18 protein-coding genes are annotated in these 17,830 nt (G+C 72.6%); 8 read left to right on the forward strand and 10 right to left on the reverse strand.

Annotated elements, in window-relative coordinates; genetic code table 11:
* Nucleotides 1-89: 89 nt before the first annotated feature.
* Nucleotides 90-1,601, forward strand: a complete 1,512-nt coding sequence (locus ACWEPX_RS01930) for an MFS transporter (RefSeq protein WP_451895179.1) — start codon at nt 90-92, stop codon at nt 1,599-1,601.
* Between the two features lie 109 nt (nt 1,602-1,710).
* Here the strand turns inward: ACWEPX_RS01930 and ACWEPX_RS01935 are convergent, their stop codons facing one another.
* The 3 genes from ACWEPX_RS01935 to ACWEPX_RS01945 are packed head-to-tail and all read right to left on the reverse strand — an operon-like array spanning nt 1,711 to nt 4,239.
* A complete protein-coding gene (locus tag ACWEPX_RS01935) occupies nt 1,711-2,322 on the reverse strand; it encodes a nitroreductase family protein (protein WP_451895262.1) in 612 nt (203 codons plus the stop codon).
* Nucleotides 2,323-2,356: 34 nt separating this feature from the next.
* Nucleotides 2,357-3,529 (reverse strand): cytochrome P450, encoded by a 1,173-nt coding sequence (locus ACWEPX_RS01940; protein ID WP_451895180.1) that lies wholly within the window; start codon nt 3,527-3,529, stop codon nt 2,357-2,359.
* A complete protein-coding gene (locus ACWEPX_RS01945) occupies nt 3,526-4,239 on the reverse strand; it encodes a hypothetical protein (protein ID WP_451895181.1) in 714 nt (237 codons plus the stop codon). Before ACWEPX_RS01945 ends, ACWEPX_RS01940 begins: the two co-directional genes overlap by 4 nt.
* Nucleotides 4,240-4,249: 10 nt before the next feature.
* On the opposite strand from ACWEPX_RS01945, the gene ACWEPX_RS01950 reads away from it, so the two are divergent.
* Nucleotides 4,250-4,384 carry a hypothetical protein gene (locus ACWEPX_RS01950; protein WP_451895182.1) on the forward strand — a complete coding sequence of 45 codons (135 nt, stop codon included), beginning with the start codon at nt 4,250-4,252 and terminating at the stop codon, nt 4,382-4,384.
* 4 nt (nt 4,385-4,388) lie between these two features.
* Here ACWEPX_RS01950 and ACWEPX_RS01955 read toward each other — a convergent pair whose 3' ends face one another.
* From ACWEPX_RS01955 to ACWEPX_RS01965, 3 genes are read right to left on the reverse strand one after another with little or no spacing between them, the layout of a single operon-like run.
* Nucleotides 4,389-6,989, reverse strand: a complete 2,601-nt coding sequence (locus tag ACWEPX_RS01955) for a PEP/pyruvate-binding domain-containing protein (RefSeq protein WP_451895183.1) — start codon at nt 6,987-6,989, stop codon at nt 4,389-4,391.
* Nucleotides 6,989-7,624 (reverse strand): methyltransferase family protein, encoded by a 636-nt coding sequence (locus ACWEPX_RS01960; RefSeq protein WP_451895184.1) that lies wholly within the window; start codon nt 7,622-7,624, stop codon nt 6,989-6,991. The genes ACWEPX_RS01955 and ACWEPX_RS01960 overlap by 1 nt, the downstream gene beginning before the upstream one ends.
* On the reverse strand, nt 7,621-8,439 hold the full coding sequence (locus ACWEPX_RS01965) for an AfsA-related hotdog domain-containing protein (protein ID WP_451895185.1): 819 nt from the start codon (nt 8,437-8,439) through the stop codon (nt 7,621-7,623). Before ACWEPX_RS01965 ends, ACWEPX_RS01960 begins: the two co-directional genes overlap by 4 nt.
* Nucleotides 8,440-8,731: 292 nt before the next feature.
* On the opposite strand from ACWEPX_RS01965, the gene ACWEPX_RS01970 reads away from it, so the two are divergent.
* The 4 genes from ACWEPX_RS01970 (at nt 8,732) to ACWEPX_RS01985 (ending at nt 11,253) form a co-directional block, all read left to right on the forward strand.
* Nucleotides 8,732-8,983, forward strand: a complete 252-nt coding sequence (locus tag ACWEPX_RS01970; RefSeq protein WP_451895186.1) for a helix-turn-helix domain-containing protein — start codon at nt 8,732-8,734, stop codon at nt 8,981-8,983.
* A gap of 85 nt (nt 8,984-9,068) precedes the next feature.
* Nucleotides 9,069-9,632 (forward strand): hypothetical protein, encoded by a 564-nt coding sequence (locus ACWEPX_RS01975; RefSeq protein ID WP_451895187.1) that lies wholly within the window; start codon nt 9,069-9,071, stop codon nt 9,630-9,632.
* A gap of 371 nt (nt 9,633-10,003) precedes the next feature.
* Nucleotides 10,004-10,651, forward strand: coding sequence for a DUF3592 domain-containing protein (locus tag ACWEPX_RS01980; RefSeq protein ID WP_451895188.1), 648 nt, complete (start codon nt 10,004-10,006; stop codon nt 10,649-10,651).
* Between the two features lie 107 nt (nt 10,652-10,758).
* Nucleotides 10,759-11,253 (forward strand): hypothetical protein, encoded by a 495-nt coding sequence (locus ACWEPX_RS01985; protein ID WP_451895189.1) that lies wholly within the window; start codon nt 10,759-10,761, stop codon nt 11,251-11,253.
* A 69-nt stretch (nt 11,254-11,322) separates the two neighbouring features.
* On the opposite strand, the gene ACWEPX_RS01990 is transcribed toward ACWEPX_RS01985, so the two are convergent.
* Complete coding sequence (locus ACWEPX_RS01990) at nt 11,323-12,285, reverse strand: beta-propeller fold lactonase family protein (RefSeq protein ID WP_451895190.1); 963 nt, start codon at nt 12,283-12,285, stop codon at nt 11,323-11,325.
* Nucleotides 12,286-12,551: 266 nt separating this feature from the next.
* Nucleotides 12,552-13,436: an RNA polymerase sigma factor SigJ gene (gene sigJ / locus ACWEPX_RS01995; protein ID WP_451895191.1), complete on the reverse strand. Its 885-nt coding sequence runs from the start codon at nt 13,434-13,436 to the stop codon at nt 12,552-12,554.
* Nucleotides 13,437-13,604: 168 nt separating this feature from the next.
* Between sigJ and ACWEPX_RS02000 the strand changes: the two genes are divergently transcribed.
* On the forward strand, nt 13,605-14,732 hold the full coding sequence (locus ACWEPX_RS02000) for an amidohydrolase family protein (protein ID WP_451895192.1): 1,128 nt from the start codon (nt 13,605-13,607) through the stop codon (nt 14,730-14,732).
* Nucleotides 14,733-14,736: 4 nt separating this feature from the next.
* Here ACWEPX_RS02000 and ACWEPX_RS02005 read toward each other — a convergent pair whose 3' ends face one another.
* Both ACWEPX_RS02005 and ACWEPX_RS02010 read right to left on the reverse strand, forming a co-directional pair.
* Entirely contained in the window at nt 14,737-15,759 is a 1,023-nt protein-coding gene (locus ACWEPX_RS02005) for a cytochrome d ubiquinol oxidase subunit II (RefSeq protein ID WP_451895193.1), read from the reverse strand.
* Nucleotides 15,756-17,108, reverse strand: a complete 1,353-nt coding sequence (locus ACWEPX_RS02010; RefSeq protein ID WP_451895194.1) for a cytochrome ubiquinol oxidase subunit I — start codon at nt 17,106-17,108, stop codon at nt 15,756-15,758. Before ACWEPX_RS02010 ends, ACWEPX_RS02005 begins: the two co-directional genes overlap by 4 nt.
* Before the next feature lie 325 nt (nt 17,109-17,433).
* On the opposite strand from ACWEPX_RS02010, the gene ACWEPX_RS02015 reads away from it, so the two are divergent.
* Entirely contained in the window at nt 17,434-17,784 is a 351-nt protein-coding gene (locus tag ACWEPX_RS02015; RefSeq protein ID WP_451895195.1) for a hypothetical protein, read from the forward strand.
* Nucleotides 17,785-17,830: the final 46 nt, after the last annotated feature.

Below are 17,830 nucleotides of genomic sequence, written 5' to 3' on the forward strand. Positions count from 1 at the left end.
CGGCTTAGCTGGCAGCCGTTCTGGGGGGCGGCCGGATAGGGTAGGTGACCGACTGGCGCATCAGGACTGACGTCGGAAGGTTCCCACCCATGACCACAGCTGCCGCTCCCCGCGCCGGGCACCGGGAGTGGATCGGGCTCGTCGTGCTCGCGTTGCCGACGTTGCTGATCTCAATGGACATGACGGTGCTCTACCTCGCGGCTCCGCACCTGACCGCCGATCTGCGGCCCAGCGCGACCGAACTGCTCTGGATCATGGACAGCTACGGGTTCGTGGTCGCCGGGGCGCTGGTGCCCGCGGGGGCGCTCGGCGACCGGATCGGCAGGCGGCGGTTGCTGCTGATCGGCGCGGCGTTGTTCGGCGGGGCCTCGGTCCTGGCGGCCTTCGCGTCCGACCCGGCGGCGCTCATCGCGGCCAGGGCGCTGCTGGGGCTGGCGGGCGCCACCCTGATGCCCTCCACCCTGTCGCTGGTCCGGGTGATGTTCCACGACGCGGGGCAGCGGGGGTTCGCCGTTGCGGTGATCATGACCAGCTTCTCGGTCGGCACCACGGCGGGGCCGCTGCTGGGCGGCTGGCTGCTCGGGCACTTCTGGTGGGGCTCGGTGTTCCTGCTCGCCGTCCCGGTGATGGTGCTGCTGCTCGTCGTCGGCCCGCTGCTGCTGCCCGAGTACCGCGCCCCGGAGTCGGGCCGCATCGACCTGGTGAGCGCGGCGCTGTCCCTGGCCGCCGTGCTGCTTGTCGTCTACGGCGTCAAGCAGGCCGCCACCGACCGGGTGAATACCGCGGCGGTCGCCGCCGCCCTGCTCGGGTTGGCGCTCGGAGCGCTGTTCGTGCGCAGGCAGCGCAAGCTGGACGATCCGCTGCTGGACCTCGCGCTGCTGCGCGACCGGGTGATCAACACCTCGCTGGCCACCTACCTGCTCGGCCTGTTCGCGATGGGCGGCACCCAGCTGTTCATCACCCTGTACCTGCAGGAGGTGCTGGGCCTGTCGCCCGGGATCGCGGGCGCCTGGATGGTCCCCGCCTCCGTCGGCACGATCGTGGGCTCGCTGGTGGCCCCGGCGCTGGCCCGCCGCCTGCGGCCCGCGGCGGTGATCGCGGGGAGCCTGGTGCTGGCCGCGGTCGGCTTCGCCGTGCTCAGCCGGGTCGGCGTGGACGACTTGGCCGTGCTGATGGTCGGCTACGTGCTGGTGGCACTCGGGCTCAGCCCGATGATCGCGCTGTGCACGGACCTGGTGGTCAGCACCGCGCCCGCGCAGCGCGCCGGAGCGGCGTCGGCGCTGTCGGAGACCAGCGGGGAGCTCGGGGTCGCCCTCGGCGTCGCCCTCCTGGGCAGCCTCGGCACGGCCGTCTACCGCGCCCAGGTCGCCGACGGGGTCCCGGAGGGCGTCGACCCGGCCGCGGTGGCCACCCCCGGCGGCATCCGGGACGCCGCGGGCGCGCTGCTCGGCGACACGGGCGCCCAACTGCTGTCTGCGGCGGGCGAGGCGCTCACCAGCGGCCTGGCCGCGACGGCGGCCGTGGCCAGCGGAATCGTGGTGATCGGGGTGTTGCTCTCGCTGCGCCTGCGGGGGGTGCCGCGGACCGGGGAGCGCACGTGATCCGCGCTCAGCCGGTCAACGCGCCGCTGGCGAACCCGGTCGGCGTAGCAGCCGGTCGTGGGGCCGCGGTGCGCCTTCCACAGTGGACCCTTACGCGCAGCGCTGCGGTTTACCAGTGGTCGAGGTGGAGGGTGGTGTTCAGGGGCGGGCGGGGGGCTGGCTGGAAGTCGGTCCCGAGGTGGTAGGCGGTGGGGATGAGGGCGCCTTGGTGGGTGCCTTCGGGGATGCCGAGGAGGGTGGCGACCTCCTTCTCGTGGCGGAGGTGGGCGGCGGTCCACGTCGTGCCGAGGCCGCGGGTGCGGGCGGCGAGCATGTAGCTCCACACGGCCGGGAGGAGGGTGCCCCACAGGCCCGCCTGGTTGCCGGTCGGCAGGGGGCCGCCGGTTTCCATGCAGGCCAGCACCAGCACCGGGACCTCGCCGAGGACCTGCGCGAGGTACGCGGCGCTGTCGAGCGAGCGCCGCTGGCTGGGCGTCAGGCCCGTGGACGGGACACCGCCCGACCACTGCTCCGCGAACGCCGAGCGGTAGATGCGGCCGAGTTCGGCGCGGGTGTCCTGGTCGGTGATGACGATCCAGTGGGCCGGGGTGCGGCCCGAGCCGCACGGGGCCTGCTGGGCGATGCGCAGGCACTCCTCGACCAGGGGCAGGGGGACCGGGCGGGTCAGGTCGAGGCGGCGGCGGACCGAGCGGGTGCGGGTCAGCAGCGCGTCCGCGGTCAGGGGGGTGGTGAGCACGGGATCTCCTCGGGATGGATCACCAGGCGACGGGGAGTTCCCACGGGCCGCGGATGTACATGTCGGTGCGCCAGCGCAGGTCGGGGTCGGCGACGCGCAGGTCGGGGAAGGCGGCCAGCAGCGCGGTGACGCCGATGCGCAGCTCGACGCGGGCCAGCTCGGCGCCGACGCAGTGGTGGGCGCCGTGGCCGAAGGCCAGGTGCGGGTTGTCCGCGCGGTCGGCGTCGAAGGTGTCCGGGTCGGCGAACACCGCGGGGTCGCGGTTGGCGGCGTCGGGGATCGGGATGACGACCTCGCCCGCGCGCACCACCTGGCCGTGGGACAGCTCGACGTCCGCCGTCGCCACGTGCGGGACGCCACCGGTGGCGTTGCCGCAGACGTACCGCAGGATCTCGGCGATCACCGCATCGATCGGGCGGTCGAGCAGCTCGGGGTGGCGCAGCAGGTGGTGGACGACCGTCGCCAGCGCGTTGCTGGTCGTCTCGTAGCCCGCGACCAGCATCCCCGCGGTCATCACGACCACCTCGACCGGGCTCAGCGCGCGGTCCGGCGAGCGGGGGTTGAGCATGTCCGCCACCAGCCCCGGAACGGCGCGCCCCGCGGCGAGGTCGGTCGCCACGCCGGTGACGAACGCCGCGACGTACCCCTGGAAGCCCGCGTGCGCCTCGGCGACCGCCGACGCCGGGTAGCGGCCCGCGGACATCATCGGGTCGACCCACTGCTTGAACAGCGGGATGTCCGCCTCGGGGAGCCCGAGGACCCGGCACATCACGCGCTGGGTGAACGGCACGGCGTAGCCCGCGACGAGGTCGGCCGGGGAGCCTGCCTCGGCCAGCTCGGCGAGCTGCGCCTTGGCGACCTCCTCGACCATCGGCGCCAGGTCGCGGACCCGCCGCGCGGTGAAGGCGTGCGCGACGGCCGAGCGGCGGCGGGTGTGGTCGGGGGCGTCGGTGGTGATCAGCGGCAGCGACTCCGGGGACCGGGCGAACAGCGTCCCCTCGTACGCGGCCCGGCTGAACCGGGGGTCCGACAGCACCAGCCGGACGTCCTGGTGCCGGGTGGCCAGCTTCGCCTCGCGGCCGTTGGCCAGCCGCACCCGGGGCAGCACCGGGCAGCGGCGCAGCTCCGCGTACTCCGGCGGCGGCTCGACGCCCGCGGGCACGGCGAACGGGAAGGACGGCAGGTCGGTCACAGCAGCTCCAGGAGGTTGGCGAGCACGGGCCCGGCGAAGCCGGTGAGCAGGAACGCCGCCGCCAACCCCCGCGGCCAGCGCGGCAGCCTGCGGAAGCGCAGCGCGGCCAGCACGGGGAACACCAGCGGCAGCACGACGACCAGCACCGCGGGCGACCACGGCCGGGCCGCCGCGACGAGCAGCGCGACGCCCGCCACGGCGCAGCCGAGGGCTGTGGTCGCGCTGCCGCGCACGCCCAGGGTGGTGACGTAGGTGCGCTCGCCGGGCCGCGGGCGCCGGGTCGTCTTGCGGGCGAACTCGTAGTGCGCGAACAGGAACGCGGCGGCCACCGCACCCGCCGCACCGGACCACGATGGACCCAGCCCGGACGAGTGCAGCAGGCCCGCATAGAGAAAGCCGTTGAGCAGCAACTGGACCGGCAGCGCGAGGGCGTAGTTGACGAACAGCGCGTCCCCCGACGGCCACCCCGTCCGCCGCTCCACGGACACCATCACCGCGACGTAGGCGAGCTGCACGGCCAGGATCGCGGCGACCGCGGGCCGCCAGGCGTTGGCCGCCAACACGACCACAGCTCCCACGGCCAGCAGCACGGCCAAGTCCTGTGTGGACACTGCTCCGCTGGCGAGCGGGCGGTTCGGGTTGCGCTCGCGGTCGTAGTCCAGATCCCGGATGTCGTCGACCGCGCGCATCATCAGCAGGACGACCAGCACCGTCCCGACCGTGACGAGGGTGTCCGCGCCGGGGACCCAGCCGGTGATCCGGGTGTCGGTCAGCGCGCTCGCCGCCGTCGCGCCCACCGCCCAGGCCAGCGCCAGCGGCAGGTACGCCGCGGGCGGGAAGCTGCCGCGGACGTAGGCGGCTAGGCGGGCAGCAGGCGCACCGTGCCCGCCGCGCCGTCCACCTCGATCATCATCCCGTCCTCGATCAGCGACGTCGCCCCCGGCACGGCCACCACCGTCGGGATGCCCAGCAGCCTGCCCGTGATCGCGGTGTGCGAGAGCAGCGTGCCCCGCTCCACCACCATCCCGCGGGCCGCCGTCATGAGGAACAGCCATCCGGGATCGGTCTCCTTCGCGACGATGATGCGGTCTCGGCAGGACTCCGGCTCGATCGACGGGTCCAGCACGACCCGCGCCGGGTAGCGCACGACGCCCTTGCTCGACGGCAGGCCCCGCAGCTGCGCGGGCCGCTCGCCCAGCAGCGCGGTGTCCACGCGGGCGGGCAGGCCGTCGCCCACCGGCCGGTCGTAGGGGGTGCTCAGCCGGGCGTCGAGGTCCGGCCGGGCGGTGGCGGCGAGCCGCTCGGCGCGCCTGCGCGCGACGATGGCGCGCAGATCGCCGTCGATGAGGGTGCCGTCGTAGGCGCCGAAGACCTCCTCGACGGTCAGGTCGATGACGTCGGCGCGCTCATCGAGCCTGCCCGCGGCCACCAGGTGGTCGCCGAGGCGCCACAGGACCTCCCGGGTCAGGCCGTAGAGCTGGCTGCGGCAGTAGCGGGTGTCCTCGCGGGTCTTGACGAACCAGCGCAGCCCGGCCGCCAGCGAGCGGATCACCGCGCGCCCCAGCGGGTTCGGGCACCGGGCGCGCAGGTCGGCCTCGGCGTCGGCGCGGCTGGCCCGCTCCCGGGCGCGGCTGTCCGCGACGGTGAGCCCGCCGCTGACCAGGGGGCGCAGCATGTCGACCACCATGCCCGGCCGCTGGCGCGGGGACGGCTCCTCCAGCTTGAGGTCGTGCAGCGCGCGGTCGCCGTAGCGGCGCAGGTGCTCGGCCGCCGCGGCCGCGACCCGCTGGCCGTGCACCCCGGCTGCGATGTCGGCCCACACGGCGTCGGCGGGCTCGTCCTGCACGCGCGCGGCGAGCACCGGGTCGGCGGCGACCAGCTCGGCCAGCGCGATCGCCGACCGCACGCCCAGCACGGAGCGGTTCTCCGCGCCGCCGAGCAGCAGCCCGCCGATGATGCGCTTGTCGTCCTCGCCGACCCAGCGGCGCAGCAGCGCCGAGGTCGCGGTCGCCCAGGACAGGAGGTAGACGGAGTTCATCAGGGTGATGCCCCAGCGCTCCCCCACCTGCGCCCACAGCCCGCGGTGGAAGGCGATCAGCTCCTCCGGCGACCACCGGTCCATCCCGTCGGCGCCCACGACCAGCTCGTCCCACCAGGCCAGGAACCCGCGGACCGAGCCGCGCAGCTTCGCCAGCCTGCCGACCAGGCCGGGCACGGTGGGCAGGGCGCGCACGAAGTCGGCGCGCGTGGGCGGCTTGGCGTCGCTGAGGCCCATCGACTGCTCCCACCACGGCCGCACCAGCGGGAAGGCGGGGATCTGGCCGTGCAGGGCGAACCAGGCGTCGAGTCGGTAGTAGACGCGGCCGTCGAGCAGGCCGATCATGCGGTCCAGGTGGTGCTTCTTGCCCGCGAGCCTGCGCTCGGACACGCCGAGCCTGCGGTAGGCGTCGTGGAAGGCGAGCTTGTAGAACTCGCGCGCCTGCGAGTAGGTCAGCGCGCCGGAGACGCCCGGGAAGCTCTCGGTGATGTTGTGGTTGCTCCACGGGACGCGCGGCTCGTCGGCGGGCGCGGCGAACACGACGGGCCGGGCTTGCACCAGGTGGACGCGGCCGTCGGGGGTGATCGTGCCCTCGATGTCCTGCGGGAGCCCGAAGAACGCTTCCACCTCGCCTGCGAGGTCGTTGATCCGGCGGGCGAGGTCGTCGGACAGGACCGGCGCGTCGGCCAGGTCGGCGGGGACGGCGGTGGTCACCGGACCGTCGTCGCCCTGCGTCATCATCCACCGCTTGGTCACGACGTCGGCGCGGACGGACTCGCCGTCGACGTAGAAGTGGTCGACGTCGGCGCGCTCCTGCACGACCCCCTCGCCGATGCCGTGCGCGGCGGCGATGACGCCGGTCGCGCCGCCGGTGCGCGGGTCGCGGCTGAACGCCACGAACGACCGCGTCCCCAGCACCATCCGCTGCACGCCGACCGCGACCCGCGCGGAGTCCGGGGTGTGGCCGCGGCGCACGCGGTAGGCGACGGACTCGGGGTTGAAGCCGGATGCCCAGCAGCGCGCGACGGCGGCGGGCACGTCTTTCGGGCGGACGTAGAGGAAGGAGTCGGTCAGCCCGGCGAAGGCGTCGGTGGCGCCGTCCTCCCCCACCCCGTGCTCGTCGGCGACCACGCACGCCCGGACCGCGACCAGCCCGCCCATCGCCTCGGCCGCGGCGACGAGTTCACGGGCCAGGGCGGGCGGGACAGCGGCGACCGCGGCTTTCGCCGCCTGCGCCCACGTCAGCAGGTCGTCGCCGGGTTCGGGGACGCCCGCGGTGGCGGTGTCGAAGGCCGACGCGGGGACGCAGGCGAACTCGGGCACTGCGAAACCGGCGTCGCGCAACCGCGCCTGCCGGGCGAACTTGTGCCCCACCACCGTCGCGTCGAGCAGCCGGTCGTCACCGGGACCGATGAGCGCCATCACCACACCCCCGGGACCAGGCGGGACCGCGTGGCGGCGAAGGCCGGGTAGCCCGGCAGCGACCACAGCACCCGCTCCTCGGTGCGGATGCGCCAGCCCAGCGCCGCCGCGAGCAGCACCCACGCGACCACGGCCGCGGGGTTGAGGAAGAACCCGACGAACCCGGCGTTGGCCAGCAGCATCCCGGTGTACGCGGGATGCCTGAGCACCCGGTACGGCCCGTGCGTGACCAGCTCGTGGTCCGCCCGCTTGACCACCTGGTGCGTGTACTGCCGCCCGAGCGCCCTGATCGCGGCGAACCGCAGCGCGATGCCCGCCCCGAAGGCCGCGATCGGCAGCGCCAGCCAGGGCGACCAGGCGGTCCACGGCACGGCGGGCAGCACCGCGCAGATCCCGACCAGCGTGCGGGCCGAGGCGTAGGCCGTCAGCGTCCGGCTCTCCGCGGCCTCCGGCGACGGCTCCTGGAACGTCACCCGCGTCTCCAGGACCACCCAGGCCAGGTAGCCGACCATGAGCAGCCCGGCGACCAGCCGCACAGGGTCGCCTGCGGCGAGCAGGTGGGTGACTGCGCGGTACACCAGCAGCGCGCTGCCCGCGACGAACAGCACCCTGGTCACCAAGGTCGAGGCGGTCACCGGACCTCGCCCCGCATCCGCCGGTAGACCCCGGGCTTGGCCGAGAAGTAGTCGAACACGATCCGCCCCGCGGGCTCGCCGTCGGCGAACACGTCGATCCCGTCCTTGTGCCTGCTGCGCGGCGCAGCGGTCTGCCGCCTGCTCAACCGCACCTCACCGGTCAACCCGCACGCCACCTCGACGTCGAGGCCCAGCAGCACGAGGGTGGTGTCGGCGGACCTGTTGAACTCCTCATGGCACAGCAACGTCCCGAACTGGCGGGTGGCGTCGATCAACGCCTCCACCCGCAGCGGCGCCCCTTCTGGGGTCGCCAGCCGATGCCCGGGTGGTGGGCGTAGTACGTCCACAGTGGAAACCGCCGCGATCACGGGTGTCCCGATGAGCACGTTCTCGGCCCGCTGCCGGTGCACCAGCACCGGATCCGCCGGCGCGGTGGGGACGTGCGCACGCCCCCGGCCCCGAACGGCGGCCTCGCGGAACGCCACGCTCCCCTCGCACACGACCTTCCCCACCTGCGTCACCCGCAACGCCGTGGCCCCCGGCAACGGCACCGCCTCCAGCTCGACCGGCGCGCCCAGCTCGCAGAACGCGGGAAACTCCAGGGAAAGCGACATCCACGCCCCCGGCTCCTCCGGCGCCCCGGCCCCGGCCCGGCGGATCATGTCGAGCAGTCCGCAGACGAGCGCCATCCCCGGCATGTGGTCCAACGGGTGGTCGAAGAAGTAGGGGTCGTCGTCGGCCACCTCCAACGTGGCCACCTGCCGCAGGTCGCGGACCACGTAGCGGCTGACGACACGATCACCGACAACGGTCATGGCTACCCTCGATTCAACGGGACCCGCGATGCCGAGGTGATCACCACGGATGATCGGGACGGCCACTTGGTAACACCCACCGCTGATATCTCACTGATCAAACCTCACCCGCGCCCGCCCACCACAAGTAGGCGAACGCCGATCGAGCGGCTTACCTCGTTGGCGCAGGTACGGGGGCGGCCCACAGCGGGCGGGGCGACCAGCACACTAAGCAGTAGGCCGGTGGTGACCGGGTTCCGTCCGGGGAGCAGTCCGCCCAAGGCTGGCACGGCTGCGGTGTCGGGGGGCGAGCATGGGGCAACTCAATCTCGGGCCGTGCAACGTCACCGTGGTCGAGAACGGGCACTTCGGTCACGCGGCCACGCAGCTGGGCATCACACAACAGGCTGTGTCGAAGCGGGTCGCCAGGCTGGAGGTGGATAGCGAGGTCGTCCTACTGTCGCGCCCGCGCTCGGGTAAGTTGTTGGCTGAGAGGCGGCGCGCAGACGTCACGTTCGTCGAGATCCGAAAGCATTCCCACTGCCGCTCGCTCGACCATCTTTAGCGCACTGCCGAACGCCGCAGGCCGATGGGCGACCGAGACCCATGATCGTTCCGCGTATCCTGGTGCTGGCCGAGGGGAGTGAGGCATGGTGAACGAGCAGCCGGAGCCGTTGTCGGAGACTCGGCGGGAACTGGTACTGGCCGAGTACCGGGCACTCCGCGACGAGAGCATGAAGCGGATGGACCACCGGATCACCCTTCTGGTCAGCTCGCTGACTGTCAGCGGGGCGATCCTGGGATTCGGCGTCGAACGGAAGGACGGTGCACTGCTCCTGGTGGCACCGGTCATGGCCGTACTGTTCGGCTTGCTGATCCTCTACCACACCGCCATCGTCGCCGAAATCGCCCAGCACGTGGCGACGCGCATCGAGGCACCCCTCAACGCGCTGCACGACGGCGCGATGGGCTGGCACACGCGGCCGGAGCGACAGCGACGCTTTCGCGGCTTCTCCCTGCTTCACCTGCCGATCATGTTGACCGTCCTTGCGCCGACGGCGGCCGCCCTCGTGCTGGCCTGGCAGTTCGGCGGCTCCCTCGGCACGAAGATTCCCCTTGCCGTCCTCGATGCCGCTTTGGTCACCTACTACCTGTTTCAGTACACGCGACGAATCTCCCGCACCTCGACGCGCGCGGACGGTGGAGCAGCGTAGCTCCCGCAACCGACAAGGTGCGTCGCCCGTTCACTGGTCGTCCGTGTCGCCGACCGATGGAACCGCTGCAGGGCACGAAGCATCCGCCTCCTGATCCACGTCGGGTTCTGCTCGTAGTGCGCGCGTTCAGGGGCGTATGAGCGGCGATAGGTGCCCCTCTGCCAGTCGCAGCTCGTTCTGTTTCCCTCAGCAGCACGGGCTTTCGAGCTGAAACCGACTCGGTCCGGTTCTGCGGACAGTAGGGTGAAACGGGCGAATCCTCCCATAGAGGTGACGGGGGTGGGGTGTGAGCAACGTGATCGCACGCAGGTGCCCGGTCGTTCGGGTGGGCGGGTTCCTGCTGGGGCAGTCCGCTGTTCAGGGGGCGCGCGATGAGTGAGCCGGATGCGGTGGAGCCTGCGGATGAGCGGGCCATGTTCATCGTGGGCGCGGTCCTGGTGACGCTTGCGACCGGGTATGCGGCGTTCCGGATCTGCATCGTGACGCAGGGGAGCAGCTTTCCCGGGTTCTGGTTCGGCACCGAGGTGGCGGCCGCGTTCATGGTCAGCTTCCTCGGCGGCGGGTTCATGGTCGTCGCGGATCGGGTGGAGCAGGATCGGTCGGTGCTGCCTGCCTTCGCGTTGCTCCTGGTGGGGGCCGCGGGCGGGGTGGCCGTCGCGGGCCTGGCCTCCGACGTCCCGCTGTTCGTCGCAGGCGTCCTGCTGCTCGCCGGGCTGGGGCTGCTCCTGATCCACTGGTTGCGCCGCCGCAGGACCGCGCGGCTGCTGTCGCACGGGCGACGCGCGGACGCCACGTTCATCGAGGTCGAGAAGTCGAGCGGCGACAACGACTCCTTCTACGTGGAGAGGAAGTACACCCTGGCGTTCACGGGTGAGGATGGCGAGCGGCGCACGGTGGCGGGCAAGGCGACGTTCCCCGCTGGTAATGCGCCCAAGCCGGGTGAGCCGGTGACGGTGTGGTACGACCCGCGAAAGCCGACCAAGCACGTCATCCGCCGCGGCGAGGCGGAGCAGGGATGAGCGGACGGAAACCGGGGCTCACGGGGCGTGCCGCGGCGGTCGCGGCTGAGCAGGGATACGGCGCCCATCGGTCCTCGCACCGGGTCAACCGCGCGTACGACCGGCGCGTGGCGATCGGGGTGCTCCTGCTGCCGGTCGCCGCGGCCGTCTTCCTGATCATGGCGGTGCAGTCCGCTTCGCGCGACGACGAGGGTTGGGCGGCGGGCACCCTCGCCTCCGGGATCGCGGGCCTGACCTTCCTCGGGCTGACCGCCTTCCTCACCGTCCCGCTGCTGATCGGGAAGTTCCGCCGGGCAGGGGCCTGGGTGCACGTGTTCGAGCACGGCGCGATCGCCGAACGGCCCCGGGGTGCGCTGTATGCCTGGCAGCTCCCCCGCGCAACGGCCCGGCTCGTGCAGTGGCGGGAATCGTGGGAAGGGGAATGGCGCGACCGGATCCAACTGTGGATCACCTTCCACCTCGACGGCGAAGTGATCTGCTTCGACGGCCTCCACCCGACCGACCGCTCGGCCCTGTCCGACCTGGCCCGAGCTCTCGGCGTCGCCGACCAACCCGACCCGATCGGCGACCTCCACCCCGTCAAGGCGCCAACCCCCTTCTGAGCGAGGCGGGCAGTTCCTCAAGATCGTGGGGCGGGTTCTGGTGCAGGCGCGAGGAGTGGCGAGCGCGGGCTACGAGGTGACGGCTACGCCTTCGGGTTGGGCGCCGACCGGGAAGGGGGTGGCGGGGGCGCCGGTGGTGGCGTCGAGGATCGAGACCGTGTTGGAGCCGGTGTTGGTCACGTAGACGTAGGTGTCGTCGGGGGCTGCTGCGGTGCCCTCGGGCATGCGTTGGACCTCGACCACCTCGACTGGCGCTCCGGTCGCGGAGAGGACGCTGACGGTGTTGGAGCGGGTGTTGGCCACGTGGACGCGGCCGCCGGGGGTGATGGTGACGCCGAGGGGGGCGGTGCCGACGCGGGTGGTCGTGGTGGCCACGTTGTCGGCCGTGGTGATGACGGTGACCGAGTCGCTGCCGGTGTTGGCGACGTAGAGGCGGGCGCCGTCGACGCTGATCGCGATGCCGGACGGGTAGAGGCCGACCGGGATGGTCCCCGCAGGCGTGTTCGTCGCCGTGTTGATGATCGTCACGGTGTCGCTGCCGTTGTTCGTCACGTACACCCGTGAGCCGTCGGGGCTGACCACGGCGCTGTGCGGGGACCGTCCGACCGGGATCGTCGCCACGGGGGCGTTCGTGGCGGTGTCGAAGACCGTCACGTCGTCGGAGCCGAAGTTCGTCACGTAGGCGTGGGTGCGCGTGGCGACGACGCCGTACGGATTGGCGCCGACCGGCACCGTGGCGATGACCGCGAGCGTTCGCGTGTCGATCACCGACACGGTGTTGGACGCCTCGTTGGCGACGTAGGCGCGGTGGCCCGCAGGATGGGCGCCGACCCCGGTCGGGTAATCGCCGACCGGCACCGTGGCGGTCACCGCGCCCGACCGCGGGTTGTAGACGGTGACGTTGTCGGAACCGCTGTTGGCCACGAACACCTGGAGCCGCACCGGCCAGCGGGGTGGTGAGGTGTCGAATCCCGCGCACGCCAGCACGGCGAGCACCGCGGCGGTCACCCGCACCAGGGGGGTTCGACCCATTCGAGCAATAACGCCAATGGCCGCCGCGACAAGGCGCACGCGTACCGAATGACCGGACATGAGCTCTCCGCATCGGCTATGGGGAAACCGGGTCCTCGCAGGTCCCAGACTTGCCATCACGCTAACGGCCGAGTCTTGGGCAGCGCTCTCCCAACCACTATTTGCCCCCGACACGGGTGAATGCTTGTCCGTTCACCTTGGACCAAATTCGCCAGGCGAAAGAATTCCTCCACCGCTATATGGATCAGGCCAAAAGAATAGTCAGATCACCGCTTGCCCGACGAAGCGATGCGGGTCAGCTTGTCGGGGTTGGCGACCGAGTAGACGCCGTGCACCCGCTCGGTCTTCGGGTCGATGTCGAGGACCAGGACGGCGAAGGGCGCGTCGCCGGTGAACAGCAACGCGGACGGGTCGCCGTTGACCCGGCGGTAGCGGATCTCGTAGCCCTGGTCGAGGTTCGCCGCCACGGCCACGAGCAGCCCGGCGACCGCGGTCCGGCCCCGGACGGGTTCGAGGCTGGTGGCGGGGCCCTTCCCGCCGCCGTCGGTCCACAGCGTCACCTCCGGGGCCAGCACCCGCAGCAGCGCTTCGAGGTCGCCGCCGCCGAGCGCGGCGGCCAGGAACCGCTCGGTCACCTCCTGCTGCACCCGGGCGTCGACCTGGTAGCGGGGTCGGCGGGCGTGGACGTGCTCGCGGGCGCGGTGGGCGAGCTGGCGCACCGCGCCCGGGCTGCGGCCGAGCATGCCCGCGATGTCGGCGTGCGGGTAGCCGAACACCTCGTGCAGCACGAAGACCGCGCGTTCGGCCGGGCTGAGGGTTTCCAGCACCACCAGCAGCGCCATCGACGCCGATTCGGCCTGCGCCACCGGGTCGGTCGTGTCGGTGACCAGCGGCTCGGGCAGCCACTGCCCGACGTAGGTCTCCCGGCGGCGGCTGAGCGCGGCCCGGCGGGCGACGGCCCGGTTGACCGCGATCCGCACGAGGTAGGCGCGGGCGTTGTCGACCTGCTCCCGGTTGGCCGTCGCCCAGGACAGCCAGGTCTCCTGGAGCACGTCCTCGGTGTCGGCGCTGCCGAGCACGGTGTAGACGATGGAGAACAGCAGTTCGCGCTGCTGCATGAAGGTGTGGGTGGCGAGGTCCTGATCGGTCATGGCGTGCCTCCTGCGCGAGTTCACCACTGGGAGTGGTTGCGCGCCGGGAATGTGACACCGGCTCGGCAGGTGTGTCCCACGTCTCGCCGCGTCACACCGCCCCCCCTCGCCCGGCTCTTGGTTGGTGAGCCGGGACGGTCCGGCTCACGAAGACCGGAGGAGACGGCAATGCGAACCCTGATCCGGGACGTCCGGGTGTTCGACGGCGAATCGACCACGGCCCGGGCTGACGTGCTCATCGACGGCGACCGGATCGCCGAGCCCGACGGGCGACCTGCCGACGCCGTGGTGGACGGGACGGGCAAGACGCTGCTGCCCGGGCTGGTCGACGCGCACACCCACACCTTCGACGGCGACCTCGCGCGGGCCCTCACCTTCGGGGTGACCACCGAGCTGGACATGTTCTGCCTGCCGCCCAACCTGGCCAGGCAGCGCCGGACAGCCGCCGAGCGCGACGACGTGGCCGACATCCGCAGCTCGGGCCTGCTCGCCACGGCGCCGGGCGGGCACCCCAGCCAGCTGATGGCGGCGCTCGCCGACGCCGCCGCGTTCGGCGACGCCGTGGGGGCGTTCGACACCGTGGCCAGTGCAGACCAGGCCGAGGAGTTCGTCGAGGCGCGGCTGGCCGAGGGCATCGACTACCTGAAGGTCGTCATCGATGACGGGGCTGTGCACGGCGCGGACCTGCCGGTGCTCACGCCCGAGGTGGTGGCGGCCCTCGTGGACGCCGCCCACGCCGCCGGGTTGCCCGTGATCGCCCACGCCATCAGCGCGGACGAGGTCGAGACCGCGCTCGACGCGGGGGTGGACGGCCTCGCGCACGTGTGGGCCGACGGCGGGCCGCGCACCGTCGAGCTGGCGAGGCGGATCGCGGCGCAGGGCGTGTTCGTGGTGACCACGTTGGTGTACTTCGAGGAGATCAGCAAGCGGGGCTCGGGGGCGGCCGACCACGCCTTCCCCGGCAGCGCGGACAACGCCGTGCAAGCGGCACGCGCGCTGCACGAGGCGGGTGTGCCGCTGCTGGCGGGCACGGATGCCAACCCGTTCGCCCCGCTGCACGGCGAGAGCCTGCACCGCGAGCTGGTGCTCCTGACCCGGGCCGGGCTGAGCACCGAGGACGCGCTGGCGGCGGCGACCAGCGTGCCCGCGCGCTGCTTCGGCCTGGCCGACCGCGGCCGGATCGCCCCCGGGCTGCGCGCCGATCTGGTGCTGGTCGACGGGGATCCCACGCGCGACATCACCGCGAGCGCGTCGATCGTGGACGTGTGGCGGCGCGGCGTCCGCCAGCGCCGCTGAGGGCTCAGCCGTTGCTGCGCCTGGTGTCCGCGCCTGAAGGGGTGCGCTGGAAGAGGGTGTAGAGGTAGATCAGGGCCGGGACGAGGATCAGCGTGCCTACGGCAAGGGCGATGAGCAGGGCGGTCAGGGTGGCGTCGCTGGTGGCGGCCTGGTCGACGGTCAGGGTCGGGGGGAGGATGTAGGGGTACTGGCTCATCGCCCAGCCCAGGAGGATCGCGGTCACGGCCAGGGCGGAGGCGATGCGGGCGGCGATGTAGCGGCGGGTCAGCAGGAGGACCAGGGCGGTCAGGCCCGCGGCCACCGACAGCAGCACCGCGGGGAGGGCGCGGCCGGTCAGGCCCTCGAACAGCAGCGGCGCGTCGTGGCGGAGGATGGCGATCCCCGCCAGGCCGACCGCTCCGGTCACCACGGCGCTGAGCAGCGCGCGCAGCCGGAAGGACTCGGCGAGGTCGGCCTGGCCGTCGCGGGCCGCGTCGCCGCAGAGGAAGACGGCGGCCAGGTAGGCGCAGGTCAGCACGGCCAGGGCGCCGCCGAGGGCGGAGGTGGGGTTGACCCAGCTGGACACCACGTCGCCCTCGGCGATGCCCGGGGGCACCCGGCCGGAGGCCACGCCGCCCACGACGGCGCCGAGGAAGAACGGGGTGAGCAGGGAGGAGAGGGCGAAGGCGGCCCCGAAGAACCGGCGCATGCCCAGGGTCGTGACGCTCTTGCGGTAGGCGAAGGCGGCACCGCGGGCGATGATGCCGAAGGCGGCCAGGGTGAGCGGGATGTAGAGGGTGGTGACGGCGGCGGCGAAGGCGCCGGAGAAACCGGTCCACAGCACCACGAGCACGAAGATCAGCCAGACGTGGTTGGCCTCCCACACCGGCCCGATCGACTGCTCGACGCGCGTGCGGGCGTGCTGGCCGCGGTCGGTCCCGCCCGCGAGCAGGTCCCAGACGCCGCCGCCGAAGTCGGCTCCGCCGAAGAGGGCGTAGGCGACGAGCCCGGTGAACGCCGCGCCCAGCACGACCTCCGCGAGGGTCACCGCACCACCTCCGGCTCCTGGGGCGCGGTCGTGTCGCTGTCGCGGGTCAGCCTGCGCAGGACGACGACGGTGAACACCGTCAGCACGGCGTAGACGGCGATGACCGCGACCAGGCCCCAGGGCAGGCCGGGGGCCGGGCTCACGGCGTCGGCCGTGCGCAGCAGGCCGTAGACGATCCACGGCTGCCTGCCCACCTCGGTGGTGGTCCAGCCCGCCTCCATCGCCACCACCGCAGCGACACCGGAGGCGGCGACCGCGCGCAGGAACCAGGTGCTGCGCGGCAGCCGCCTGCGCCGCCACCAGACGATGCCGAACCAGGCCGCCAGGGCGAGCAGCGCCATGCCGAGGACGACCATGAGGTTGTAGGCCAGGTGCACGATGTTCACCGGCGGGCGCTCGTCGGCCGGGGTCTCCTCCAGGCCGGGCACGACGCCGTTGATGTCGTGGTGGATGAGCAGCGACAGCCCGTACGGGATCTCCAGGGCGTAGTGCAGCTCGTCGTCGCGGTAGATCCCGCCCAGCGAGAGCGAGGCGCCCGCGGTGGTCTCGTACTGCGCCTCCATCGCGGCCAGCTTCGCGGGCTGGTTGTCCGCGACGGTGTTGGCGATCCAGTCGCCGACGCCGATCTGCACCGGGGTGGCGATCACGGCGGCGGTGAGCGGGATGAGCAGGCCCATCCGGTGGTAGGCGTCGCGCCTGCCGCGCAGCATGCCGACCGCGTACACCGAGGCGACGAGGAAGCCGGTGACCATGAACGCCGCCAGCCACATGTGGGTGAACTGCGGCCAAGTGGACGGGCTGAACATCGCCGCCCACGGCCGCGGGTCGACCACCTCGCCGCGCTCGTCGACGCGGAAGCCGACGGGGTTGTTCATCCAGGCGTTGGCCGACACCACGAAGAAGGCCCCGGCGATCCCCGCGACGACCATCGGCAGGGCGCTGAGCATGTGCGCCCGCGGCGAGAGCCGGTTCCACCCGAACAGGTACACGCCCACGAAGATCGCCTCCACGAAGAAGGCGAACCCCTCCAGCACGAAGGGGAACCCGAACACCTCGCCGAACCGGCCCATCAGGCCCGGCCACAGGATCCCCATCTCGAAGGAGAGCAACGTCCCCGACACCGCGCCCGCGGCGAACAGCACACCCATCGCCTTCGCCCACTTGTGCGCCAACCGGGTCAGGTCCGCGTCCCCGCGCCGGTGCCCGAGCCACTCGGTGAAGACGACCATCGCCGGGAAGGCGATGCCGAAGCAGGCGAAGACGATGTGCCAGCCCAACGACAACGCCATCTGGGTGCGCGCGGGCATCAGGTTGTCCACGCCACTGGCCACGACCTCAAGGACAGCCATGCCACCCCCGCCTCCGCCGTTGCCGCCGGTTACCCGCGGCGTCGCCGGGCAAACCGCTCGGGTTGCCCGGCCACCCCCGCGGTGTAGCACCGGGCGGAATCGCCCTGCCAGGCGGACCGACCTCAGGCGGCGCGCGGTTCTCACCCACACAGTCAGTTGGTCCGCTGGCGGGAGCGGGGTGCGGTCGTGGCTGCCTACCGTGGGCGCGTATTCACCGGCGTAACGGGAGGTTGGGATGGTCGGCAGGCGGTGGGCGCTTGTGGCGGCAGGGGTGCTGTTGACAGGAGTGGCGGGAGCGGGATCGGCTGGGGCGGCGCAGGAGGCGGTGGTCGCGTACTCGATCGAGTTCGCCGATGCCGCCGAGACCGGGGACCCCCAGCCGTACGGGGCGGTGGTGCTGCGACTGTCCGACCAGGACCGGATCCTGTGGCACCAGGGGCGGGCGGAGCAGGTGCCCGCGCGGTGGCGGTATCCGGCGAGCGGGGCCGCGATCGAGGAGGTCGCGTTCGACGAGGGCGATGTCGAGGAGGTGTGCGCCTACGTCATGGAGCGCGACGCGGAGGAGGTCGACGACCAGCTCGCCAACAGCTGCCTGCCCTACCGCGGCTACCACGAGCCCTACGCGATCGAGGGCCAGGGCGGCAGCGTGACCGTCAACCTCTACGGCATCGGCTGATCCCGGCGAAAGCGGTGGCTGCCCCCGGCGCTGGCCGGGGGCAGCT

Source organism: Actinokineospora sp. NPDC004072 (genome assembly GCF_053604195.1).